The organism is Salinicoccus hispanicus (genome assembly GCF_009831115.1).
Classification (GTDB): Bacteria; Bacillota; Bacilli; order Staphylococcales; family Salinicoccaceae; genus Salinicoccus; species Salinicoccus hispanicus.
The window spans coordinates 185,974-208,152 of sequence record NZ_WUUK01000005.1; the positions used below are offsets into that span (position 1 = coordinate 185,974).

General features: G+C 46.5%; 25 protein-coding genes. 7 read left to right on the forward strand and 18 right to left on the reverse strand.

Annotated elements, in window-relative coordinates:
- Nucleotides 1–14: 14 nt before the first annotated feature.
- Nucleotides 15–1,604: a glutathione ABC transporter substrate-binding protein gene (locus tag GQ671_RS12405; protein WP_160657778.1), complete on the reverse strand. Its 1,590-nt coding sequence runs from the start codon at nucleotides 1,602–1,604 to the stop codon at nucleotides 15–17.
- A 177-nt stretch (nucleotides 1,605–1,781) separates the two neighbouring features.
- Here GQ671_RS12405 and GQ671_RS12410 point away from each other — a divergent pair, with 177 nt between their 5' ends.
- Nucleotides 1,782–2,912 (forward strand): NADH-dependent flavin oxidoreductase, encoded by a 1,131-nt coding sequence (locus GQ671_RS12410; protein WP_160657780.1) that lies wholly within the window; start codon nucleotides 1,782–1,784, stop codon nucleotides 2,910–2,912.
- A 79-nt stretch (nucleotides 2,913–2,991) separates the two neighbouring features.
- On the opposite strand, the gene GQ671_RS12415 is transcribed toward GQ671_RS12410, so the two are convergent.
- Nucleotides 2,992–3,174 (reverse strand): hypothetical protein, encoded by a 183-nt coding sequence (locus tag GQ671_RS12415; protein ID WP_160657783.1) that lies wholly within the window; start codon nucleotides 3,172–3,174, stop codon nucleotides 2,992–2,994.
- 12 nt (nucleotides 3,175–3,186) lie between these two features.
- A complete protein-coding gene (locus tag GQ671_RS12420; protein ID WP_246153263.1) occupies nucleotides 3,187–4,698 on the reverse strand; it encodes a PTS transporter subunit EIIC in 1,512 nt (503 codons plus the stop codon).
- A gap of 287 nt (nucleotides 4,699–4,985) precedes the next feature.
- Here GQ671_RS12420 and GQ671_RS12425 point away from each other — a divergent pair, with 287 nt between their 5' ends.
- The 3 genes from GQ671_RS12425 (at nucleotide 4,986) to GQ671_RS12435 (ending at nucleotide 8,177) form a co-directional block, all read left to right on the forward strand.
- Nucleotides 4,986–6,482, forward strand: coding sequence for a flotillin family protein (locus GQ671_RS12425; RefSeq protein WP_160657785.1), 1,497 nt, complete (start codon nucleotides 4,986–4,988; stop codon nucleotides 6,480–6,482).
- Nucleotides 6,483–6,525: 43 nt separating this feature from the next.
- Nucleotides 6,526–6,951 (forward strand): hypothetical protein, encoded by a 426-nt coding sequence (locus GQ671_RS12430; RefSeq protein ID WP_160657787.1) that lies wholly within the window; start codon nucleotides 6,526–6,528, stop codon nucleotides 6,949–6,951.
- Nucleotides 6,952–7,130: 179 nt separating this feature from the next.
- Nucleotides 7,131–8,177: a C45 family autoproteolytic acyltransferase/hydolase gene (locus GQ671_RS12435; protein ID WP_160657789.1), complete on the forward strand. Its 1,047-nt coding sequence runs from the start codon at nucleotides 7,131–7,133 to the stop codon at nucleotides 8,175–8,177.
- A 252-nt stretch (nucleotides 8,178–8,429) separates the two neighbouring features.
- On the opposite strand, the gene GQ671_RS12440 is transcribed toward GQ671_RS12435, so the two are convergent.
- Nucleotides 8,430–8,780: a Fic family protein gene (locus GQ671_RS12440; protein WP_160657791.1), complete on the reverse strand. Its 351-nt coding sequence runs from the start codon at nucleotides 8,778–8,780 to the stop codon at nucleotides 8,430–8,432.
- 65 nt (nucleotides 8,781–8,845) lie between these two features.
- Entirely contained in the window at nucleotides 8,846–9,004 is a 159-nt protein-coding gene (locus GQ671_RS12925; RefSeq protein ID WP_170288711.1) for a hypothetical protein, read from the reverse strand.
- A gap of 168 nt (nucleotides 9,005–9,172) precedes the next feature.
- On the opposite strand from GQ671_RS12925, the gene GQ671_RS12445 reads away from it, so the two are divergent.
- Nucleotides 9,173–9,430: a hypothetical protein gene (locus GQ671_RS12445; RefSeq protein ID WP_160657793.1), complete on the forward strand. Its 258-nt coding sequence runs from the start codon at nucleotides 9,173–9,175 to the stop codon at nucleotides 9,428–9,430.
- Between the two features lie 51 nt (nucleotides 9,431–9,481).
- On the opposite strand, the gene GQ671_RS12450 is transcribed toward GQ671_RS12445, so the two are convergent.
- Nucleotides 9,482–9,712, reverse strand: a complete 231-nt coding sequence (locus tag GQ671_RS12450; RefSeq protein ID WP_160657795.1) for an AbrB/MazE/SpoVT family DNA-binding domain-containing protein — start codon at nucleotides 9,710–9,712, stop codon at nucleotides 9,482–9,484.
- A gap of 519 nt (nucleotides 9,713–10,231) precedes the next feature.
- On the opposite strand from GQ671_RS12450, the gene GQ671_RS12460 reads away from it, so the two are divergent.
- On the forward strand, nucleotides 10,232–10,438 hold the full coding sequence (locus GQ671_RS12460) for a hypothetical protein (protein ID WP_160657799.1): 207 nt from the start codon (nucleotides 10,232–10,234) through the stop codon (nucleotides 10,436–10,438).
- A 9-nt stretch (nucleotides 10,439–10,447) separates the two neighbouring features.
- Here the strand turns inward: GQ671_RS12460 and GQ671_RS12465 are convergent, their stop codons facing one another.
- The 7 genes from GQ671_RS12465 to GQ671_RS12495 are packed head-to-tail and all read right to left on the reverse strand — an operon-like array spanning nucleotide 10,448 to nucleotide 16,470.
- Nucleotides 10,448–11,134 (reverse strand): GOLPH3/VPS74 family protein, encoded by a 687-nt coding sequence (locus tag GQ671_RS12465; protein ID WP_160657801.1) that lies wholly within the window; start codon nucleotides 11,132–11,134, stop codon nucleotides 10,448–10,450.
- Nucleotides 11,135–11,156: 22 nt separating this feature from the next.
- Nucleotides 11,157–11,978 (reverse strand): carbon-nitrogen family hydrolase, encoded by an 822-nt coding sequence (locus GQ671_RS12470; protein ID WP_322789488.1) that lies wholly within the window; start codon nucleotides 11,976–11,978, stop codon nucleotides 11,157–11,159.
- Entirely contained in the window at nucleotides 11,975–12,709 is a 735-nt protein-coding gene (locus tag GQ671_RS12475; protein ID WP_160657804.1) for a hypothetical protein, read from the reverse strand. The genes GQ671_RS12470 and GQ671_RS12475 overlap by 4 nt, the downstream gene beginning before the upstream one ends.
- Nucleotides 12,706–13,602 carry an ABC transporter ATP-binding protein gene (locus GQ671_RS12480; RefSeq protein ID WP_160657806.1) on the reverse strand — a complete coding sequence of 299 codons (897 nt, stop codon included), beginning with the start codon at nucleotides 13,600–13,602 and terminating at the stop codon, nucleotides 12,706–12,708. Before GQ671_RS12480 ends, GQ671_RS12475 begins: the two co-directional genes overlap by 4 nt.
- Nucleotides 13,602–14,777 carry a hypothetical protein gene (locus GQ671_RS12485; protein WP_160657809.1) on the reverse strand — a complete coding sequence of 392 codons (1,176 nt, stop codon included), beginning with the start codon at nucleotides 14,775–14,777 and terminating at the stop codon, nucleotides 13,602–13,604. Before GQ671_RS12485 ends, GQ671_RS12480 begins: the two co-directional genes overlap by 1 nt.
- Nucleotides 14,777–15,991, reverse strand: a complete 1,215-nt coding sequence (locus tag GQ671_RS12490) for a hypothetical protein (protein WP_160657812.1) — start codon at nucleotides 15,989–15,991, stop codon at nucleotides 14,777–14,779. Before GQ671_RS12490 ends, GQ671_RS12485 begins: the two co-directional genes overlap by 1 nt.
- A gap of 41 nt (nucleotides 15,992–16,032) precedes the next feature.
- Complete coding sequence (locus GQ671_RS12495) at nucleotides 16,033–16,470, reverse strand: SRPBCC family protein (protein WP_160657814.1); 438 nt, start codon at nucleotides 16,468–16,470, stop codon at nucleotides 16,033–16,035.
- 145 nt (nucleotides 16,471–16,615) lie between these two features.
- Between GQ671_RS12495 and GQ671_RS12500 the strand changes: the two genes are divergently transcribed.
- Nucleotides 16,616–17,041, forward strand: a complete 426-nt coding sequence (locus GQ671_RS12500; RefSeq protein WP_160657817.1) for a GNAT family N-acetyltransferase — start codon at nucleotides 16,616–16,618, stop codon at nucleotides 17,039–17,041.
- 45 nt (nucleotides 17,042–17,086) lie between these two features.
- On the opposite strand, the gene GQ671_RS12505 is transcribed toward GQ671_RS12500, so the two are convergent.
- The 5 genes from GQ671_RS12505 to GQ671_RS12525 form a co-directional block, all read right to left on the reverse strand.
- Nucleotides 17,087–17,974: a YitT family protein gene (locus tag GQ671_RS12505; RefSeq protein WP_380645296.1), complete on the reverse strand. Its 888-nt coding sequence runs from the start codon at nucleotides 17,972–17,974 to the stop codon at nucleotides 17,087–17,089.
- Between the two features lie 87 nt (nucleotides 17,975–18,061).
- Nucleotides 18,062–18,955, reverse strand: coding sequence for a diacylglycerol/lipid kinase family protein (locus tag GQ671_RS12510; protein WP_160657820.1), 894 nt, complete (start codon nucleotides 18,953–18,955; stop codon nucleotides 18,062–18,064).
- 148 nt (nucleotides 18,956–19,103) lie between these two features.
- On the reverse strand, nucleotides 19,104–19,613 hold the full coding sequence (locus tag GQ671_RS13150) for a DUF378 domain-containing protein (protein WP_160657822.1): 510 nt from the start codon (nucleotides 19,611–19,613) through the stop codon (nucleotides 19,104–19,106).
- A gap of 115 nt (nucleotides 19,614–19,728) precedes the next feature.
- A complete protein-coding gene (locus GQ671_RS12520; RefSeq protein WP_160657824.1) occupies nucleotides 19,729–20,964 on the reverse strand; it encodes a metal-dependent hydrolase family protein in 1,236 nt (411 codons plus the stop codon).
- Nucleotides 20,965–20,986: 22 nt separating this feature from the next.
- Nucleotides 20,987–22,138, reverse strand: coding sequence for a hypothetical protein (locus tag GQ671_RS12525; RefSeq protein ID WP_160657827.1), 1,152 nt, complete (start codon nucleotides 22,136–22,138; stop codon nucleotides 20,987–20,989).
- Nucleotides 22,139–22,179: the final 41 nt, after the last annotated feature.

Here is a 22,179-nt window from a genome sequence, read left to right on the forward strand (position 1 = left end):
GCCATCCCTTCTCTTTATTCTTTATGCACGTCTTTCAGGAAGTGGAAGCTGGCCGGATGCTGGCCATACCCTTCCACATCATCCCGCATGCCTGTAAGCAATGATGGATGATAGATTGGAATGATCGGTGATTCGTCTAGCAGTATCTGCTGGGTCTCTTCGTACAGCGCCAGTCTTTCCTCTTCATCCGTTTCGGAACGTGCTTCATCAAGCAGTGCATCGACTTCACTGTTTGAGTATCTGGAACGGTTGCCGGATGTACCGATATTCGATGAATGGAACAGGGCGTAGAGTCCGTAGTCGGCATCCAGTGTGACTGTACCCCAGCCACCGATGAACATCTCATGATCGCCGCCACCGACATAGTCAAGGAACGCACCGGAATCAAGCTGGTAGATTTCAAGTTCTATATTCAGCTCGGCCAGTGCTTCCTGGATGTATGCTGCCATGTCTGCCGCAGTGCGGTCCATGACTGTGATTTCGGCAGTGAATCCATTGCCGTATCCATTCTCTTCGAGCAGCTGCTTTGCCGCTTCTGTGTCATACGCATTCGTGTCGAGATCATCACTATGGCCGAAGACGGCTGGAGCGAGTAGCGTATCGGCGACTTCTGCTTTGCCTTCAAGCATTTCATCGATGATGGCCTGCTTGTCGATTGCCTGCGCAATCGCCGTTCTGACAATCGGATCGTCGAATGGTGCCTTATCGGTGTTGAATCCAACATATTCCATACGGACACTTTCCGTTTCGTTCATTCTCGTGCCTTCGTTCTCCTCAATCTGTGCGTAGTCGTTCGGATTGACCGGATATATGAGATCGGTCGTCTCCGTCATCAGTTCTGCGATGCGTGTCGAATCTTCAGGCACCGCCTTGAATGTGAAGGACTCTGCCTGAGCCGGCTCTCCCCAGTAGTCCTCATTGCGGGACAATGTCACAAATTCACCTTCGGACAGTTCCTCGAAAGTATAGGGTCCTGTACCGGCCGGGTTGCGGTGGACTTCAGTCAGCAGTTCGCCGCCATCCTCATACTGTTCATAGTCCGCCTCGATGACAGCCGGGCTGATCATGCTGCCGGCAGGATGTGCCAGATGTGATGGCAGTGCCGCAAATGGGTTGACCGTTGTGATATGTACTGTATACTCATCCACCACTTCAACGGAATCGATCAGTTCAAAAAGGAATGCGACAGGTGCACCCACTTCTTCATCTCTGACACGGTCGAGATTCGTTTTGACCGCTTCTGCGTTGAATTCCGTACCGTCATGGAACTGGATGCCTTCCCTCAATTTGAACTCCCAGGTCAGATCGTCGATCTGTTCGTAGGATTCAGCCAGACCGGGCTCGATTTCCAGCTCAGGTGTGAATTCGACCAGACGGTCGTATATGTTGACGTTCACGTGATTCGATGACTGGTCGTTGGCAGCATGAGGATCCAGCGAGTTCGGCGTTGCCAGTACACTCATCGTGATGCCTTCTCCACTGCCTGTCTCTGCTGCATCTGTATTATCTTCTTCCACTGTCTCATCCACTTCGCTGTCATCTGTACATGCCGAGAGCAGCAGTACAAACAGGAACATGAGCAATGGGACCAAATATTTTTTCATATCTTTCCCCCTCCATCTATTTATATGAACACTATACATAGTAATATACTCGGAATGAAAAAGGAATACACATTTCAAAAATATCTTCCAGACAGCAAAATTGATTATAAGTAAAGCAGATTGTTATAGTATGTATTCAAAGATCACTACAGCACATACAGGAGGATTTTATTCATAATGAATAGTAAATACGCACCATTATTTGAAAGTGTTCAGCTGCCGAACGGCGTTGAACTGAAAAATAAATTTGTACTTGCTCCACTGACCCACGTCTCCTCGAACGACGATGGGACACCGACGGATGCAGAGATCGAATACATGCGCCAAAAATCGAATAGTGTTGGTCTTGCTTTGACAGCGGCAACGAATGTTACAGACCTCGGCAAAGCGTTCCCTGGACAGCCTTCCATCGTCCGTGATTCGGACATTGAAGAACAGAGAAAGATTGCGGATGCCATGAAGGAAAACGGCGCAAAAGCGATTCTTCAAATCCACCACGGCGGTGTACAGGCCCTGCCATCACAGACAGCCACTGGCGAATCTGCCGGACCGAGCCCGATCACGATGCAGAGCTTCGGTGAGCCGGAACCCCATGATGCACGGGAGATCACGCCGGACGAAATTGAAGAGACGATCAAGGCATTCGGCGAAGCGACACGCAGAGCCATTGAAGCGGGCTTCGACGGTGTCGAGATCCATGGTGCCAACCACTACATCATCCACCAGTTCGTCTCCCCCTACTTCAACAAGCGTTCGGACAAATGGGGAGAAGACCGCTACCTGTTCGCCATGGAAGTTGTGGATGAAGTTGTCAAAACGGCCAAGAAACATGGAAACCCGGACTTCATCATCGGCTACAGGTTCTCGCCGGAAGAAGTGGAATCACCGGGCATCAGTATGGAAATCACTGAAGAACTGATCGGCAAACTCGTCGATAAACCACTCGACTACCTGCACGTTTCACTCTTCGACGTGAACTCCGAAACACGCGACGGCAAATATCAGGGCACCAGACGTATCGAACTGCTGCACCAATGGATCGGCGGTCGCATGCCACTGATCGGCATCGGCTCCATCTTCACGCCGGAACAGGCACTGGAAGCAATCGAAGACGGCAACGTCGACCTGCTCGGACTTGGCCGCGTACTGCTGCTCGACTCCGACTTCATCAATAAGATCGAAAATGGCAGAGAAGAAGAAATCACAAACGTATTCGACCCTGAAAGAGAAGATAAGCATGGACTGACCGAACCCCTATGGGAGCAGTTCTATAAAGGATTCTATCCAGTACCGCGTAAGGATCAGTAAAATGAAATGCCTGGAGTTGACTTCGCAGTCAATTCCAGGCATTTTTCTATTCCATAATCGGTTCTTCTTTTACAAGTTATTACCGTTCTGCTTTTCTTCGCATTTCATCCAATATCCTCTGCTTTTCAGGGTTACGACCCGGTTTATCGAAATATCTATCACCCGGTTTGAAGTCAGGGTTTACCCTTCTCACAGCACGAATCGCATCTTCCCTTCTCTCCCTATTCCTTTTTTGAATTTTAGAGAGTTTCACTTCTTTCATCGTATTCACCCTCTATTTTATCTGCTGTTTTGAGCTATTCGAAAAATCTGCTTTCGTCGGGTTCTTCGGCTTCTCACGCTTCTTATACATCTCCATCTTGTCGTTGTATCCCCAGACGTAGGTCAGACCGAAGGACAACGCGAGTGTAACGAATGTGACGAGAATCGCGTACCAGAAGTTCGCGGTGATGCCATTGTCGGGATCGATGAAGGATGGCAGTCCGATCAGGGATCCGATGATACTCCACATGTTGACGCCGAGAATACCGGCGAGGAGTCCACCGACTGCGCTGGCGATGCTTGCGCATATGAAAGGTCTGCGGAAACGCAGGTTGATGCCGTAGATGGCAGGTTCTGTAATGCCGCAGAAGGCGGAGAATGCCCCGGCATAACCGAGTTCCTTCACTTCCGCTTTTTTCGACTTCACAGCGACTCCGAGTGCGGCACCGGCCTGTCCGACGATGGTGACACTGATCATGACCGACAGATAGCTGTATCCAAGTGTCGCAAAGTCATTCACATAGACCGGCACGATGCCCCAGTGGAGACCGAATATGACCAGCAGCTGATAGAATGCTGCGATGACAGCACCAAACAGCGGCGCATTGAAGTCCAGCATGGACTGCAGCCCGTTGGCAAGCGTTGTAGAGAAACCGACAAGTACAGGACCGGTGATGAGTAGCGTGATGGCTGACACGAGTCCAATGATGACGATCGGAATGAATATTGCCTGGATATACGCGGACACCCAGGTTTTCAGCCAGTCTTCGAGATTCTTCACCAGCCAAGCCGCAAGTATCATCGGAAATATGGAGTATGTATATGAGACGAATGGAAAGGCGAAGTTGCCGATGGCAAAGATATTCATATTACTATTCGCCGCTTCAAGAACTGTCGGGTGAATGATCACTCCACCAATCACAGCGGTCAGTACAGGATTGCCATTCATCCGTTTGGCTGCATTGAAGCCGATCAGTACAGGCAGAAAGTAGAATACCGCATCCGCCATCGCATTGATGATCAGGTAGGCTGTGCCCATATCCGTCACAATATTCGTCGCAGTCAGAACCGCAAGCAGCCCCTTGATGATTCCGGCGGCAGCGAGAATGCTGATGATCGGCATGACAGAACCGGTGATGATACCGATGAATTGATTGAAGTTGTACCCGACCTTCTCCATGAATGTACTGTCTTCAGGAGGCCCAGCAGCCTGTCTATTCGATGCTGTCTCTTCCGATGGGGACAGCTGCGCCATCACTTCCTTGTATATATCATCCACCGCAGGCCCAACCACCACCTGATACTGGCCCCCTGCCAGAGCAACACCCATGACACCGTCCAGATCTTTTATTTTTTCCGTATCAGGAAGCTTAGGGTCTTTTAGATAGAAACGTAGACGTGTCACACAATGGATGACATTATCGATATTCTCCTCCCCGCCCACTTGTTCTACGATCTGCCGAGCGAGCTCCTGGTAGTTTTCTCTCTTGTTCTTCATCGGTGCTTTCACCTTTCCTTCCAGCATTGCTTTCCCACTTATTTTAAAATACATCCAAATTAAAAGAGATGGACTAAAGCTATATTTTTTGAACACTCATGATAATAGAATACCTCAAATAATTGATCGTGGGGACTGGTAGAACATCAATTTGTCTAAATTAATTAAAATATATAGATTATTCTTGTTTCTCCCTGTATAACTGTAAAATTTAATGTAAAATATCTAGTGAATGGATATATTTTAATTTATAGAAGTTCAGACGTTGCTACATAGCAGATTTACGTATCATTCGAAAAGGAGCAGTGTAGGAAATGGCAGAAAATATGGCCTTGGTTATTATTTTGGGTGCGATTCTCGTACTCATCATTGGCGCAGGTATCGCATGGTATTTCTATATGAAAGTGAGATATAGAACTGTACCTTCCAACGAAGCATTGATCGTTACCGGACCGAATCTTGGAGATGAAGCGAAAGAGACGAACATCTATAAGGATGATCAGGGACGCTACATGAAAGTCATCCGCGGTGGCGGACATCGGCTGCGTCTATTCCAGACAGGAACGAAAGTCTCCCTGAAATCCTTCCAGCTGAAAATAGAAACACCGAAAGTCTACACCAAGGAAGGCGTCGGCATCTACGGCCAGGCCGTGGCGACAGTGAAAGTTGCTGATGATCTGGAAGGCATCGTAAAATATGCCGAGCAGTTCCTCGGCAAGGACCAGAACGATATTGAACACGAAGTATCCGAAGTACTCAACTCGAACCTCCGCGCCATCCTCTCCAAGATGACGGTTGAAAGCATCAACGCCGATCGTGAGAGCTTTAATGAACAGGTCCGTGAGATCGCACAGGATCAGCTGAACCGCATGGGCTTCAAAATCACTTCCCTTGGCCTATCAGATTTGAAAGATGATGAAAATTATCTCGAAAACCTTGGTCGTCCACAGATCGCCCGCGTCAGAAAAGAAGCGGAAATTGCGGAAAGTGAGAATAAGCTTGCGACAGAAAGCAAGCAGGCTGAAGTGAACGAAAAGATTTCACGTGAGAAATATGAACGTGAAATGAATATTGCTGATAGCCGTAAAGAAAAGGAACTCAAAGAAGCCAGAAACTCTGCAGAAACAGCCAAAGAGCAGGCAATCGCCGAGGCTGCTGGACAACTTGAAGCAGAAGAACGTCGCCTGTCAGTCGAACAGCAACGTCTCGAGATCCGTGAGCAGGAGAAAGCGAACGAACTGAAACTGCGTAAGATGGAACGTGAAAATGACGTTGAAATTGAAAAGCAGCAGGTGGAAGTACGCAGGCAGCAGGCAGAAGCCGACTACTACGCTGAGACGAAAAAAGCAGAAGCCAGTGCCGCCGCCCGTATATCAGAAGGTAATGCAGAAGCGGAAGTCATCCGCAAGAAGAGCTTGGCTGAAGTCGAAGCCATCGAACGCCGCGCCAAAGCAATGGCACAGCATAAGGATGTCATCCTGATGGAGAAACTCATCGAAATCATGCCTGAGTTCGCCAAAGCAGTCAGCGACTCCATGAGCAATGTCGAATCCATCCGCATACTGGACGGCGGAAGCGGAGATCAGCTCAAATCGTTGCCTAAAACCGTTACAGGCACCATGGCCAACCTGCAGGAAAGCATGGGTCAGATGACCGGTTTTGACATGGAAGGTTTCCTGAAGAACCTGACCGCCAGCGTACAGCCGGATACTGAAGAAGAAGTTAGTGAAACATTCCCCGCAGACGAAGCAGATGGTGAAGATCTGGAAGACGAGAACTATGTTGACGACATCGATAGTAAAGAACAATAAAAAATGACTCTTCGGAGTCATTTTTTAATACAGGGAGGACCCTATGGAGATTACCGTAAAAAGACGTACATGGTTTCTAGGGATACTGATGCCACTGAAGCTCGCGTTCAATGGTGAAAAGATTACAAATATCCATGCATTTCAAGATAAAACGATACAGATTCCAGAAGAAGCAGGCAGACTGAAATACTCTCAACCCTTTGACCTCAGTGATCAGATTTATGTAAAAGACGGTGATACTGTCATCATCAAAGAAACGTCACTGAATAAAATAGCAAATATAGTCTTTCTGGCTACAATGGCATTTTTCTTATTCAGTAATAATTACACCCCCTATCGAGAATCTGCATTTTATGCTGAAATGGGCGGTGCGCTGTTGCCTACCATCCTGATTCCCCTTGGAGTCATTGCTTTGGGAACAATATTTTTCAGTTCACATAAGCTCGTAACAGAGGATGAGAGCCGCTGAAGTAGTTGCTGAACAGAAATACAGGTACTACGGTGATCAAAATTATAGAATTGAACCATCTCATTTTTTTCATAATATCTTTTAACTATTCGCACTATAGACCTGCTGATTCGTTATCGATGCGTTTTTCTATTAAGTATGTATACTGACAAGAGAGAATAGTCAGAGGCGGAGATATAATGAAGCAGTTTTACAGCGATGTGGTTCAATTTAGAGGTACGCATTATGATTTTGGTTACTTCCAAGGTCAGCAGCTCAAAGATTCACTAATTTTACCCAACCGTGAAAAACAATGGGAACACCGTAAAGATCGTCATTTTATAGTCAATCCCGAAGAATATATCACAATCATTTCAAAATACTCACCAGCCATACTGGAGGAAATCCAAGGACTGGCTGATGCACTTGATATGGAAATGAAAAAGGCATTCCAGCTGTTTGGTGGCTATTATCTGGAATTTACCCGAAGCGGCTGTTCCATTTTCACCGATAGCGACTTCATGGTTCGCAATTATGACAGTCAGCCACGTGGATATGAAGGGCGATACACATTTTATGAACCGACTGATCACGGATACGCCGTAATCGGTCCCTCCATGCAGATTACCGGCCGGATAGATGGCATGAACGAAAAGGGACTGGTGATGGGCTATAATTTCACCCACAGGAAAAGTTCAGGTGATGGGTTCATTTGCAATATGATCGGGCGTCTGGTCCTCGAAACATGTGCCGACGTAGATGAGGCAATCGCTTTATTGAAAGAAATTCCTCACAGGCATTCATTCAGCTACATTATTCTGGATGCAGATGGTGTATCCTACGTCGTCGAAGCATCACCAAGAAATGTCGCAGTCAGAAAATCCAATGTATGTACAAATCATTTCCACTTGCTGAATGATGAAAATCAGCATCGGCAGACAGAGACACGGCAACGCGAAAAAACAATACAAGAACAACAGCAGCATGCCACCAATCCTTACGAAGCATTTAAAGTTATGAATAACCCTGATCACGGTATTTTCTCAGATAAATACGATGCAGCAGCAGGTACAATACACACATCCGTCTACTTCCCTAAAGATCTAAAAGCATGGTTCGTCATTGGTCCAGATAAGAAACCCGTTATTTTCGATTTCAAGAAATGGCTCGACGGCGATAAGGTCAACGTCAAGCAGATTAGAGGCACACTTGAATATGACGTACCGTTCGTGAATATGGAAGGATGAGGCTGCAAAGCCACGATGAATTGACATAACATCATTAAAAACCCAAAGTCTATATGCATTCGACTTTGGGATACATACTTTACTGCTCTAAAGTTCATTTTTACTTAAAGAGTTTAAGAAAATCAATTCGAGCTTTGCTGTATTATATTGGGATCCAACCATCGCTTCCAAATATTCTACGCTATCTATAGAGTCAAAAGCCCGCCTGTATCCCATAGATCCTGCGATCCCTCTGATAATTATTCTTATCGTTCATCCATTTCCCTCTCTAAATGGATGAATCATGTTCAGTTCTGCTTTAAAATATGCTAATCGTTTTGCAGCATCTTTTAACGAATACCATGTTGCTTCTGAATTGATTTCTTTAACAATTTCATCTAACTGTTCTTCCATGTATTGAGGCTCACAAAACCTTGTTTGATCCTTCATCAGAATTACATCTCTGCTTTCACCTGCAAAATCATATATCTTATGAAATAGCATTCTGTGCAACTTCATAATTGAGGTGGAACTTACAGGTAGAAGAAAATCTAAACCATCACTTTCTAATTTTGAGGATGATAGATAAAAAGCAACTCTTTCGAGTTGCTCTAGTTCCTTCATATCCCGTGCACCCAAAAGATTAGACTGAAGCAAGTAACCATCCTGATCGTGTGCGCTATATTTTGTCATTTAAATGCAATTCTACGAATCAATTGATTCGTAATTTCTTTATCTGAATTAATTGCTTCTAGTATCTTTTTTTGCTGCTCTTTTGGAACCTTCATCCCTTTCAGTGCTAAGTTGTGTGCGATTTGCTGATTGATTTTAGAATCTAGTGTAAGCATACGAATCGCCTCCTGATAGTATTATTATATCAAGAAATAACGCTTTTTTATAATTCAACCCCCTTAAAAATCTATTTACCGCAACAGACTTTACAGCATTATATTTGCAATTGATTTAAGTCTATTTTTTATCAAAATCGTCTTTAAATTTCTGAAAGGAAGAATACTATGAAAGGAAAACAGGTTTTCTACTTGATGGTCGCATTAATACTTTTTTCAGTATCTTCATTTACCATAGGAGACAAGGTTCTCGGAGAAGAAAGATATATAGGCTTTCCATTTGACTGGCTGGGTATAATAGACGGCCCTGAAGTAAAGGAAGCATATACTCAATTTTATGGGATTGGTTTTATTTTTGATATTATAATTTTCTTCCTTATTGTTAGATTAGGGGATAAGCTGCTTACTCAGCTTGCTCTACGCTAAATAACCGATTTACATTGATGAGTATTAAACCCTATTCTGTCAGGTAGCGTATCATCTATCTACCAGATCACGCATTGTCTTATCATACTTTGCAAACATTTCATTAGATAGATCCAGTATCTCTTTTTGGTAATCCCCTTGTTTTCTAATGACTACTGAATCACCATCTGCAACAAACTCCAAGTTGTCACCTTCATCAGCCTTCAACGTCTCAAGAATACTTTTTGGTATACTGACAACCGTACTATTTCCAATTTTCCTCAATTTTCTTAGAATAGCCATAAAACTCCCCTTTTCATTAAAGTATATACTTTAATATTAAACTTTGCGCCCCCATCAAAGGAATTTACGTTTTCTGAGCAGCCCTTGTAAGCTGCTCTTTTTTTGTACGCCGATTGGACTTGGATGCATATTTAATTCTAATAGAACTTGTATCTTTTCAGTATACTGAAAAGAATGCTGTTCATCTCATCAACAGAGTTCTTAAACCCATTACTTCTCCACTCCATAATAACCCCTGATATTGCATTCGCCTGATAAGACACCTCAAACTCATTTATTTTGTCTATACCAATTGTCCTCATTATTAACTTATCTATTTTTCACTTCGAAAATTGTATATAATTTAAATAAACCGTATCGTAAGTTGATACGGTTTATTTATGATAGCTCTCATTCTTCATAATCTTACTGACAAATTGAACTCTGCATAGCTCGTTTCTTTCGTATATAATCAAGGTAACTAAACTTCTCGCATAAGACGTCCTACTGACTTACGTCATAAACGAAGGGTGCATTGATATGGCAAAACAAACGACTAAAAAGGACTGGATTGACAGCAGCATCGGTCTCGGCATGATCTTCGGCTGTTTGATCGGCATTGTCATTGCTATAATCTTCAATCCATCGATCATGGTCTATACGTTGCCTGCTGGTGCGTGTATCGGTTTACTGATTGGTACTATGATCTACGCCATCTATGGCAGTCATAATCAGCACGACAAATAACCATGCCACCTAATTGTTCGGTGGCATGGTATTATTGAGCACTGTTACAGAAATGGCTGTGGTGGTCGCAATCATGATTGCCGCTTCCATCTCCTCGATGGATTTATTGATGGCAACGTCATATTCGCTCTCGGCTGCAATCTTCTCAATCCGCTTCTCTGCAGTTTCTTGTTTTTCCTCACCAAACACTTCAGCGGTCAGGTTGCATATCTTTATCAGATTCAATAGGATGCCGGCGAGTGGGTCGGGGGTCTCATCTTTGAATACAATTCTTTGAAGTCTATTCCTGATCTCCTCTTCGGCTCTGCCGTCTGCTTCGGGATGGTGTTTCCATTTGAAGACAAATAGGAATTTCTTGGACTCTTCTTTCAAAATTCCTTTATCTACCAGAGACTGAATGATCTCTTTTTTGATATTATGCATCTTGAACGGCAGACGGTCCATCCAGTACTCGATTTTCTCTGGTTTTTTGGCTTTTTCCATCTCATCCAGAACAGTTTCGAAATAAGGCACCTCTGTCGGCGTGCGGTCCACCACGACAACCTTATCCTCCTGCAGCTCTATCCGTTCCATCAGCGTCAGTTCGGACAGGATGGCTCCGGTAAGTCCATACTCAATGGAATCAGCCCCATTGACCTGTGTTCCCTTCTCATCATCCGTTGCAAGTAGCAGCAGTGCTTCTGCAATGGTAAACATATCGTTTCCTCCCTATAAAGTTTTATAGAAAATGATACATCTCTCTTTTACGGCTATCGAAAATCGGCACTTCCTTGCGGATTCTGTCGACTTCACTCCCATCGAGGCGGCCGGTCAGTGTGGCGTCTCCATGATCTGCCGCTTCATCCACGCTTTCACCGAATGGCCCGACGATCATGGAACGTCCAGCGTACTTCTGGTCTCCGATCTCTCCGTAGGTGTCAGCGGCAATGATGTACAGCTGGTTTTCTATTGCACGTGCGCGTGTCAGTGTCTCCCAGTGCGACTTCCGTGCCATCGGCCATTCGGCAACAACAAAGATGGACGTCGCGCCTTTCAGTGCCAGATCTCTGAACAGTTCAGGGAACCTGAGATCGTAGCAGATGACGATGCCGCACGTATTGCCATCAAGCATGAACGTATTTACCTTGTCCCGCCCGGCTGCAAGGAATTCCGGTTCATTGAGCATCGGTACGAGGTGCATCTTGGAATATTCATAGATGAGTTTGCCTTTCCGATCGATGACGAAGGCGGTATTATATACCTTCTCCGGGTCAGCCTTCATATTGGCGACAGAACCGGCAACAATATTGACATCATACTCCTGTGCAAGTGATACAATGATGGACTTTGCCGGTTCCAGGTGATGGCATGCATGCTGCTTTATATTTTCAAGATCGTAGCTTGATGTCCACATCTCCGGCAGTACGACAACGTCCGTGCCTTTCAGGTTCTCCTTCGCAAATACTTCCTGCACTCTTTCAAGATTCGCTTCCAAGTCTCCAAATACAACCTGGTACTGCAGTACTTTTATATTGATACGATCACTCCTCCATATGACTATTGCTGAAACAGCTCGATATAGTAGTCTGAAACGATGGTATCCCCGGGGTTGATTTCCACACTGACACTAAGCTCCGGATCCGGCCCTTCCAATGGATCAAAGTTCTGATACTTGCCAGCTGTGTTCCAATAGATCCGGTGTTCACCGGATTCACCCATTATCGGCAGGCTTTCAGACGCCAGCATGTAGGTTCCGGGTTCGATATGTGTGCCTGCTGTATGCGTACCTGCGGGTATCATGAGACTACCTGTCTCCTCTGGTTCCATCATATCATTTTCAACCGATGAAAGTTCAAGTTCACCATCGCGGGACTTGAATGTCAAAGTATAGCCAGGCTTCAGATCGAAGGTGGCATCTGGTGTCCGCATGCCGATGGAGATTTCCATGATTCTCACACCTGCATTATCTTTGATGATGATTGCCCCGGCAGTGTCCACCAGCACGCCTGTATATCTTCCAGGCTCGAGATCTTCCCCTGCTTCGTATGTACCGGGTTCAAGTGTCATCTGCTCACCTGCACTGCTGTCCACCGTTCCGGCCAGTTCACTGCTTTCAACATACGGAAAGCGTTCTGCAATATCATCACCCTTGAGCAGTTTATCTTCTTCATAGGCACTGATTGCCGCTTCATCCTTTACAAACGCTTCTCCATCATATGTCTCAGGCATGATGCCGGTGTAACCGCATCCGGCCAACCCGAATACCATCAGCAGTACAAACCCACGCTTCATGATTCCACACCTTTATAGATGCGCAAGTAGTGCTCATAAGTGCCGAGGGGCCCAATAGTCACCGACTCCGAACCCCCTTCCTGCAGACGGTTCATCAATTTCAGCTTGTCAGCGTCTGTCAGCGTTTTTGTCGGGATGCAGATGCGCTGACGGTTCAGATACAGTGTGCCTTCCGGGAGCGTATCGATTGACTGGTAATGCTCTGGCCCGATATTTCCTTTGATGAAATTCTCCTGTGCATCTTTCCGATCATACGTATAGTAGATATCCTTATTGTTGAGAAAATAGATCTGGTCTGCGTAGTCGTCCAGATTCTCGAGCAGGTGGCTCGCGACAATGATGATCTTGCCCTCCTGTTTCACTTCCTGGAGAATTCTGCTGACGAGCTCGACATTGACTGGATCGAGCCCGTTCATGATCTCATCCATGAACATGATCTTCGTATCTGCAGCCATCATCATGGCAAAACACAATCTCTGGCGCATTCCGAGAGAATAGGAATTGACCTTGTCACCCACGTATCCTGCCATATTGAGACGATCGACAATCGCATCGATGTCACCTTTGCCGCCTTTCCATATATCGCGATACATTTCGATATGTTCATATCCCGAGAAGTTTTCGTAAAGCTCGGCCTGGTCAGGGAAAAATGTGATCTTTTCATGCAGTGCCCGAACATCCTTCGTCGTGTTTTTATAAGCTTGCCCATCGACCCGTATCTCCCCCTTATTGATCGGAATGAAGCGGATGATTGCGTTGAATAGTGTCGTCTTGCCGGTACCATTCGGTGCAACCAGTCCGATGATGTTGCCGTCCGGGATGCTGAAATTGATACTCTCAAGAACGACGTGATTACCATAGCTGATGGTCAGATCCTTTATTTCGAGTGGCATCAGTTTTTCCTCCTTTCAAGTCTGCCTGTCCGTGTCGGTATCAGTTTGAAGATGAAGTGGAACAGGATTTCAATCAGTATATAGAATAGTGCGATCGCAATGAGCATCTTCACGATATTGACATTACCGATGTCTGCCCACTCCCCTTCAAGCATCGGCAGCAACTGTATATAGAGGAACGGGTTCCAGCTGCCAAGTGGTGAAATGATTGTGAATATATAAGGGATGAAGAAGATGGCGACCACGATTGTGATGGTCAGATAGATATTTCTGAACACCCAGCTGAGTCCGGTCGACAGTTTGATGATGACGTAGCTCAGTGCCATGGCAAGCAGCAACGTCATGACGACATACTGCAGTATGCTGATATATACTGCACTTTCCCCATCATACAGCTGCACCGGGTACATGAGCGTGCCGGTGTCCGTGGACAGCCGGCTGACAAAGTAGGAAATGAGTATCCCGATGATCAGTGTCATCCAGATCAGCACCCAGCTTATGAAGGTGCGCTGGCGCCACTGGAACTTCCATGTATAAGGCAATCCTTGGGTGATGCTCCAGTTGTTTTCCTGATCCCTGCTGAACCGGTCGGCACCGAATATTGCTGCGATGATATAGATGAATACACCGGCAATGATGTTGACCAGTGTGTAGAGCACAAGACTCGGTGACATCGGGTTCCAGTCGATGGCGACATCATTCTCCTTCAAGTAATTGAGAAATTTGAGACGGTTGTTGATTTCGATTTCGCTCGGCATGAAGGTGAGCAGCAGCTCCTGGGACTCGAAATCATCGGCTGCATGGAAATACAGCTGATTTTCTGCCATCTCGATGCCCTGATCGACGTAGTCACTGACAATCTCTTCAAGCCCTTCTACAGTATTGCCTTCCTTTTCTGAAAGAATGTAGCGCTGCATGCCGAGTATGCTCTGCTGACGTGCCAGCCGGTCATATATATCCTGACCGGTTTCTGTTTCAAAATGTTCTTGTGGTATGGCACGGAACAGATCCTGTGTATCCGTATACTGCGCTCTCGTCTCCTCGATCGGCAGTTCGACTGAACGGTTCTGATAGAGAGTGGAATAAGTTGCAACGAACAGGATCAGCGCAGCAAGCAGTATGCGTACCTTCCAGTCACGAAGTACTTTCAATGTTTCCCACCTGAAGAGTCGCATCATCCCACCTCCCTTTCGAACTTCTGCCTATTCATCCACTTCACCGTCAACAGCAGCAGAACTTCAAGAATCACGATTGAAGCAGCCAGTACCATGACACCTGTGCCAAAGGTGAAGCCATTATTCAGAGCGAGAAAGTTGCGCTCGCCACTCAGCACCTGTCCGAATTCGAAATAGTTCTGTGGGAAGTACTGTCCACCGATACCGAAAATGGTCGCCTCACCACCCCCACTGTATATCCGGTTGAAACCGACAATCAGGAAGCCGATGATCATGACCACCACATCATGCCGGAACAGCAGTGACAGCCACGCATTCAGACGGACAAAAAGATAGACAAGAAGGAGGATGAATACCACGGACATGGCGACAAAACTGCCGATTACCCGAGTTGAGAAATTCACTACTTCTCCCCGGTAGCCTTCCTGGTAAGCATAAGAAGATACCCCGAGTCCAAATGAACCGAACCCGTATAGGATACCAGCGACCAGATAGAATAATGACAGCAGCACAGCAAATGCCGTGATCAGTATGGCGAAAAGCGATATGGACTGGTAAAAGATGTAGCGCCACCAGCCGAAGGGCTGACCTGCTTTCAATGTGCGGTGTTTCCTATCGTCAACAAGAATTTCGCTGGCGACGAATATGGTTACGAGCAGCAGGATCAGCGGACCGTTTGTCTTCAGGAAGAGATGGAGCTGCTGGGCAGCCGTCTTCTGGTCGTACAGATGAAGTGTGAGATTCTCCTCTTCCGCAATGGCTCGAAGCTCCGTGTTCATCACTGCCGTTTCGTAGTTGGCCAGGTGCATATCACTACCAAAGTCACTATTCATTCTCTCTGCATCTCCAGCCATTGGCGGCATCAGTCTGGGGCTGGTTATGAGATCCACAAGCAATCGGATATCTCCATTATCGATTGCACTGTCGAATGTGTAATAGTTTTCGTAATTTTCTTTAGCCAAACTATATGTATTGGTGCCAGTAAAGCTGTTGACTGCGATATCCCCTTGCTGCAGCCGTGACTCCTTCATCCCATACTCAGCGCTCAATTCGAGGACCAGGCCTTCCCGGTCGATCGTTGTCGGATGCTCGGTGCCCGGCAGATAAAGCAGCAGATAGGCAAAAATGCCTAAGAGAGACAGAATCAGGACCAGTCGATTCTTCCGATTCCGCCATGTCCGTTTCAGTGTTTCTCTGAATACAGCTGTAAACATATGTAGTCTCCTCGGTTTCTATTTATAGGATGCGCGCTGTATCAGTGTGCCGTAATGGTTTCGAGCTTCTTCATCTGATTATCGAGCACCCGTCTGACCACAGGCCTGATGCCTTTCAGAACCAGAGCATACCTTTTGCTTTCTGCGTCGAAGCGGCTTGTCACCTGGACTCTCGTTTCATCTTTGCCTTCCGGCTTCAGCCTGAATGATGAAGTGATGATCCCCTGCTTGAGTGTCGTTTCCACTTCAATGAACCGATTCTCCTCATATTCTGTAATGATCGATCGGAACTGATATGTCTTGTTAAGTACCTTCATCATCGTTCTGAACTTGGTGCCCTTCGTGCGCTTGTCTTCTGTGTAATAGATGTTGCCTGCAAAGATCGGGCTCCATTCCTTCAGTCTGTCATCATCGTTGACGACCTCGAATATCTGCTCAGGCGTCGCTTTGATTCGTGCGTCGTAAGTATAGAGTTCCATGAGTATCCCCTTTTTATGCCTATGTAGTTATTTTCTAAATTTTAGATATTTAATAAAAATTATACATTCTTATTTTTGAATTTTCAATAATCATTGCGTTATTCGATATGTAAACGCTATTATTATAATAAAAAGAGGTGGCCGCATGTTGAATATGAGCAGGGATCGGAACATTGCCTACAGTGACATCGAACAGCTGTACATGAGCAGTGGAGATACACCGTATGAAAATAGGCTCGATGCGCTATATGAAGCAGTCATCAGCTCGGACCATCTGGTCACAGCATGGGATGGAACCTTGCTTGTCGGGCTGCTCCGCTCTTCCGGGGACATGCAGTTTACCCAACTCATTTCTGACTTCCTGGTACATCCTGAGCATCATACGAAAGGCATCGCGTCAAAGTTGATGAATGCCTATATTGAAGACACCAGTCATATAGAGAAGATCTATCTATTCATGGATGATGGTCTGGCAAGTGCATTCACCAGAAACTGGCTCGTACATAAAGGATTCGGCATCATCAAGGATGGAGAGGACCTGTGCATCTATTTGAAACACAATCCGGTGTAATGAACGCAAAAGGACCTGGGAGCAGAAGCTTCCAGGTCCTTTTGATCATATGAAATAGTTGCCGAGTACGCTGTTGACGTCATGGACGACGACGAAGGCATCCTCATCGTAGCGTCTGATCAGACGCTTCAATCGCGTCAGCTGCGACTTATTGATGATGACATAGAGGATATCCTTATCCTCCTGCGTATAGAATCCACGGCCATTCATGATGGTCACACCTCGTCTGATTTCGCTGTTGATCATCTTGCCGAGCCGGTCCGGATGATCGGAAATGATGGTGATTGCCTTCTTCGGATTCATCCCTTCGATGATGAAATCCATGACCTTCATCGCGATATAGAGTGCAATGACAGTAAGCAGCACCTGTTCCAGCGTCATGACTGTAAGTCCGATGGTTATGACAACCAGGTCGAAGAACATCAGCGCGTAGGAAACGTTGATATCCATATACTTATTGACAAGACGTGCGAGGATCGTCGTGCCTGCAGTCGTCGCCCCGATGCGGATGATCAGACCGATCCCCAGTCCGACAAGTGTACCGCCGAAAACAGTATTGATCAATATCTCATCGGTCTCTATGCGCCAAGTTTCCGTCAGCCAGAGGAAGAATGATGTCAGAAACACGACGACAATCGTATAGTACATTGCACGTTTGCTCAGGAATTTGAATCCGATCACCAGGAGTATCGAGTTCAGCACAAAGTTCGACAGAGCCGGCGAAATGTCGAACGCGTAGTAGAGAATAATCGCGAGGCCTGTGACACCCCCCTCACCCAGGTTGCCGGCAATCATGAATGAATTGACACCGATGGCAAAAAGAAAAGACCCTATGATTACCGTGGCAATATTGATCAGGGTCTGCTGGGTGAGTCTTGGACTGAATGCAAGCCTTCTTTTATCAAAGTTGTTGCGCTTTTTTCTGTTCCGCACAATTATCCTCCTCCTTAATGTTTTCTTTCCATCGATACATGATATACGATAAAGGGAAATTTTTCAACATCGTGAGAAGCGACCATACTATTCCACATAGCTTTCCGGCACGTTGATACGCACACATGCTGGTATGAGTTCTATATCCATCGACTCAAATGGCTGGGCATCCCCATCGACATCCATCACTTCAAGCCGATCAGTATCAAGCGTCAGCTTCCGGGTGCGCATATAATGGACATTCTTGTGTTCGGCAATCGTTCCGCGCAAGGCCGCGATGATGATTTCAACGATTTCTCTTGGTCCTGAAGGCGCGATATTCAGGATATGCAGATAATGATCATCTATGCGTGCATTTGGCAGAAGGCTAGCAAAACTGCCGACAGAGGAAGTATTGGACACGATGGTCAGTATGGAATCCTCCATCACCTTTTCCTCCGCTGTATCTATCCTGACCCGGTACTCCTTCATTGTAAATAGTGCCCGGAGGCCGGCATACATATAGGCGAGGATGCCGAACCTATTCTTGACTTTTGAACTGACTTTCGTGAATGACTCCATGAAATCACCCAGTGCAATCAGATAGGCGGCATGCCGGTCATTGAATCTGATGACATCGGCCTCAATTTCTTTCTGGGGTGCAGAAAGACTATCAATGGCTTCACTCATATCAAGCGGCAGTCCGAGCGCACGGGCATAGTCGTTGACCGTACCCGCCGGCAGTATGGAGAGCGTCGAGTCGGAACCACACTCCACCATGCCATCGATGATTTCACCGAGCGTTCCATCCCCGCCTGCTGAAACGATCAGGTCAGCATAATCTGACACTTCTTTAGCCAAGTCTTTCGCATCCGATCCATCAGTATACAATAGTTTTACATCATACCCTTGTGAATGCAGGTTTCGCAGGACGCCATATTCGATTGGCGGCTTCTTCTTCTTGCCCGACTTCTTGTTTATAATGACCGCAGCTGTTTTCATAGATTTCCCCCATCGGTGAATGTATTTACATCATTCTATCGGAATGATTGTATTATGTCGATTAAATGTCCATATAAAAAGGCATCCAGCAATGACTGGACGCCTCTTTTTCTATCTGCAATTTGCAAGATTGTATAGCATTTAAAGTTTATAGACGATCTGTATCGTCTTTTCTGCGTGTCGTCGTATCGTCAACAGTGTCATCATTTACGACACTATCCGTTCTTGTATTTCTTTCGTTTTCAAGTGTTGGTCTCGCCCCTGGTGTATCGTCGACTGTTCTATGCGTTGTATCGTCGACAGTCTTATCATTCACAGTACCATCAGTTCTTGTGTTTCTTTCATTTTCAAGCGTAGGTCTTGTGCCTGGTGTACCATCAGCTGTTCTATGCGTTGCATTGTCAGCAGCTGGGTCGTGGTTACGATTGACGTCATCATGATGCGCTTCACGACGTGCGCCATCATCTGTAATCATGCCGAAGAATTTCAGGCAGTAGAGTGCTGCAAGACCGACCAGGATGTAAACGACTTTGGAGAGGATTTCGTCCTGCCCTCCAAATATGGAAGCAACGAGATCGAATTCGAATAGACCGACAAGCAGCCAGTTGAGCCCACCTACAATTAGAAGTACGAGTGCTAGAATATCCAATGCTTTCATATGCTCTCTCCTTTCTTTTACTTTACTAGTCATCATGTTCCCTCTATATAGGCGACTAAACATTCGGCTATATTCTCTTTGCATAGAAAAATCCCGGTTTCCACCGGGACCTTTTCTATGCATCCATTCTGTTTTTATACACTATGCCTTCCTTGGCGACAACCTGGATATTATCGTTATCTTTCAAGACGCCTATATTCTCCAGTGGGTTTTCCTTCGAGAAGATGAAGTCGGCGACATAGCCTTCCTTGACCAGTCCGATATCCGTGTAGCCCATGCACTCTGCTGCTGTCTTTGTGGAGGCAACGATGGCATCGATCGGCGTCATGCCACATTCCACCATCAGTTCCAGCTCTCTCAAGTTCGTGCCGTGTTTGAATACGCCGGCGTCAGTACCCATGGCAATCTTGACGCCCGCCTTGTATGCACGGGTGAAGCTTTCCTTATGGATTTCAATGACTTCCTCCGACTTCTGGACTGCCGTCTTCGACATGCCAAGTTCTTCTGCAAATTCAAGTACGGATACGGGTGCAAGCAGTGTCGGCACAAGATATGTCCCCTGATCCTTCATCATGCCGCACACTTCATCATCAAGGAAGATGCCATGTTCGATGGAATGGATGCCCGCTTCGATACACTGCCTGACACCTTCCAGCCCTTGCGCGTGCGCCATCACTTTGACGCCATTCCGGAATTTCGCCTCCTCGACGATGACCTTCAGCTCTTCCAGAGAGAACTGGGTGAATTTCGGGTGGTCGGTCGGGCTGGATACCCCGCCTGTCGCATGCACCTTGATGACATCCGCACCGGCTCTCAGCATTTCCCGCGTCTTCTTGCGCACTTCCTCCACGCCATCACAGATGCCAGGTGGCATCCCAGGGTGCGGCTGGAGGAGATCCGTCACGACACCGGAATAGTTGTAGCCGTCACCATGACCACCTGTTATGGTCAATGCGTTGACACTGATCTGCATGCGTGGTCCTTTGACCAGACCATCCTCGATTGCCTTCTTCAGTCCGAGATCACTGCCCAGGGCATCCCTTACCGTCGTCACACCTGCGTTCAATGTTCGATTGAGGTACTCCATCGCAGCATAGAAGTTGTAGGAGAACGGTGTCACAAGCCGCTCTTCCAACGGTTTGAATTCCACCATCATGTGGACATGCGCATCGATCATCCCGGGAAGCATGTATTGCCCCTGTCCATCGAGCACTTGTGCGTTTTCTGCTTCGGATTCACTTGCATCAATCGAGCTGAATCGTCCATTTTCAATCAGTACATTCGTATTGCTGATCAGTTCAGATCCAGTACCATCGATCAGATTGACATTTTTAATGAATAGTTTTTCCATTTTCTCCACTCCTAATTTTTTTTTAGATCAGACTCATGATGAAGCTGGCGATGATGACTGAAGCAACTGTCACTGTAACAAATCCACCGATCAGCATCGGCGTCACGAGTTCCTGGAAGAGTGCATTTTGATCCTCCGGATTATCCGTTTCACTTCTGGCCACTTCCTCACAGATCAGGTAGTCGCCGGGAAAACCGATGAGTGCAGTGAGCGCCACTGGAACGCCTTTGTAAGGATGCCAGCCGACCAGTTTGGACGCAATGAAACCGCCCGTGATGATGCCAGATATGCCTAGGCCCAGAATGACTGCAACTGCAGGAATATTCATAAGTACATCATTCGGTGTGATACCACCCATCGAACCTATAATAACAAAGATGAGGGCAACCATCATGAAGCTGAATGAATTGGCGGACTCAAGCGCACTTTTCGGCAGCAGGTTCGTATTCAGGGCAAGGATGCCGAAAAGCAGGCAGAACAGTGTGTAGTGGATGCCGGTCAGATCACCGAGAAGGATGCCGAACATGCCGAGCAGGAAGATGACAAACAGCTTGATTGTGTTGTTCTTCATAAGGCTGAAGCGTGAAATGCCTCGTTCCTCCTCGAATCCGATACTATCCGATTCTGATGCCTCTTTGTTTTCCATGAACGTGCGGCCATACCGCTTCATGAAGAATGTGGCTAGCGGCATTCCGATGACACCCTGGAATGCCTGAACGAGCACGGGGACAACAATCAGACTCGTCAGCCCAAGGTCCGTCAATGTCTCATTTGTAATCAGCAGGGCCACGACACCGCCTGATAGCGGACCGACGCCGCTTGCTGCTGTAGGAAAATCGAATACCAGTGTCACAATCGTCAATACCAGGGTCAATGCGCCCACCAGCCCGGATAATGCGATGATGACTGCACGCCACTGCATCTTCAGAATGGAGAATCGCATGAGCGTACCCATATGTACAATCAGAGGGCCGATAAGTATTGCACCCAATGCCGGAAGTGTAGAAAGTTCAAGAATATCTTCCGGAAATATTCCTATCCATGTCAGTATCAGAAAGCCAAGCATCGCTGTCAGTAGCATCGGAATCCTCGCCCTGGTCAAGACCGAGAGCAGTTCTCCAAATGCGATCAGTGCGAAAATCATAACTGTCGCAACAATGGGTTCTTGTAGCATGACCAATCCCTCCTGAATATTTATGATGTACGTAAGTATAA

Bases quoted from the DNA above. Each gene is read 5' to 3' on its own strand.
- GQ671_RS12490 (WP_160657812.1), bottom strand. From the start codon at position 15,991: ATGTTTACAGCTGTATTCAGAGAAACACTGAAACGGACATGGCGGAAT.
- GQ671_RS12445 (WP_160657793.1), top strand. From the start codon at position 9,173: ATGAAAGGAAAACAGGTTTTCTACTTGATGGTCGCATTAATACTTTTT.
- GQ671_RS12465 (WP_160657801.1), bottom strand. From the start codon at position 11,134: ATGTTTACCATTGCAGAAGCACTGCTGCTACTTGCAACGGATGATGAG.
- GQ671_RS12440 (WP_160657791.1), bottom strand. From the start codon at position 8,780: ATGAAGGAACTAGAGCAACTCGAAAGAGTTGCTTTTTATCTATCATCC.
- GQ671_RS12495 (WP_160657814.1), bottom strand. From the start codon at position 16,470: ATGGAACTCTATACTTACGACGCACGAATCAAAGCGACGCCTGAGCAG.
- GQ671_RS12410 (WP_160657780.1), top strand. From the start codon at position 1,782: ATGAATAGTAAATACGCACCATTATTTGAAAGTGTTCAGCTGCCGAAC.
- GQ671_RS12415 (WP_160657783.1), bottom strand. From the start codon at position 3,174: ATGAAAGAAGTGAAACTCTCTAAAATTCAAAAAAGGAATAGGGAGAGA.
- GQ671_RS12420 (WP_246153263.1), bottom strand. From the start codon at position 4,698: ATGCTGGAAGGAAAGGTGAAAGCACCGATGAAGAACAAGAGAGAAAAC.
- GQ671_RS12485 (WP_160657809.1), bottom strand. From the start codon at position 14,777: ATGCGACTCTTCAGGTGGGAAACATTGAAAGTACTTCGTGACTGGAAG.
- GQ671_RS12520 (WP_160657824.1), bottom strand. From the start codon at position 20,964: ATGGAAAAACTATTCATTAAAAATGTCAATCTGATCGATGGTACTGGA.
- GQ671_RS12460 (WP_160657799.1), top strand. From the start codon at position 10,232: ATGGCAAAACAAACGACTAAAAAGGACTGGATTGACAGCAGCATCGGT.
- GQ671_RS12450 (WP_160657795.1), bottom strand. From the start codon at position 9,712: ATGGCTATTCTAAGAAAATTGAGGAAAATTGGAAATAGTACGGTTGTC.
- GQ671_RS12425 (WP_160657785.1), top strand. From the start codon at position 4,986: ATGGCAGAAAATATGGCCTTGGTTATTATTTTGGGTGCGATTCTCGTA.
- GQ671_RS12430 (WP_160657787.1), top strand. From the start codon at position 6,526: ATGGAGATTACCGTAAAAAGACGTACATGGTTTCTAGGGATACTGATG.
- GQ671_RS12405 (WP_160657778.1), bottom strand. From the start codon at position 1,604: ATGAAAAAATATTTGGTCCCATTGCTCATGTTCCTGTTTGTACTGCTG.
- GQ671_RS12435 (WP_160657789.1), top strand. From the start codon at position 7,131: ATGAAGCAGTTTTACAGCGATGTGGTTCAATTTAGAGGTACGCATTAT.
- GQ671_RS12480 (WP_160657806.1), bottom strand. From the start codon at position 13,602: ATGCCACTCGAAATAAAGGATCTGACCATCAGCTATGGTAATCACGTC.
- GQ671_RS12500 (WP_160657817.1), top strand. From the start codon at position 16,616: ATGTTGAATATGAGCAGGGATCGGAACATTGCCTACAGTGACATCGAA.
- GQ671_RS12525 (WP_160657827.1), bottom strand. From the start codon at position 22,138: ATGCTACAAGAACCCATTGTTGCGACAGTTATGATTTTCGCACTGATC.
- GQ671_RS12510 (WP_160657820.1), bottom strand. From the start codon at position 18,955: ATGAAAACAGCTGCGGTCATTATAAACAAGAAGTCGGGCAAGAAGAAG.
- GQ671_RS13150 (WP_160657822.1), bottom strand. From the start codon at position 19,613: ATGAAAGCATTGGATATTCTAGCACTCGTACTTCTAATTGTAGGTGGG.
- GQ671_RS12475 (WP_160657804.1), bottom strand. From the start codon at position 12,709: ATGAAGCGTGGGTTTGTACTGCTGATGGTATTCGGGTTGGCCGGATGC.
- GQ671_RS12925 (WP_170288711.1), bottom strand. From the start codon at position 9,004: ATGCTTACACTAGATTCTAAAATCAATCAGCAAATCGCACACAACTTA.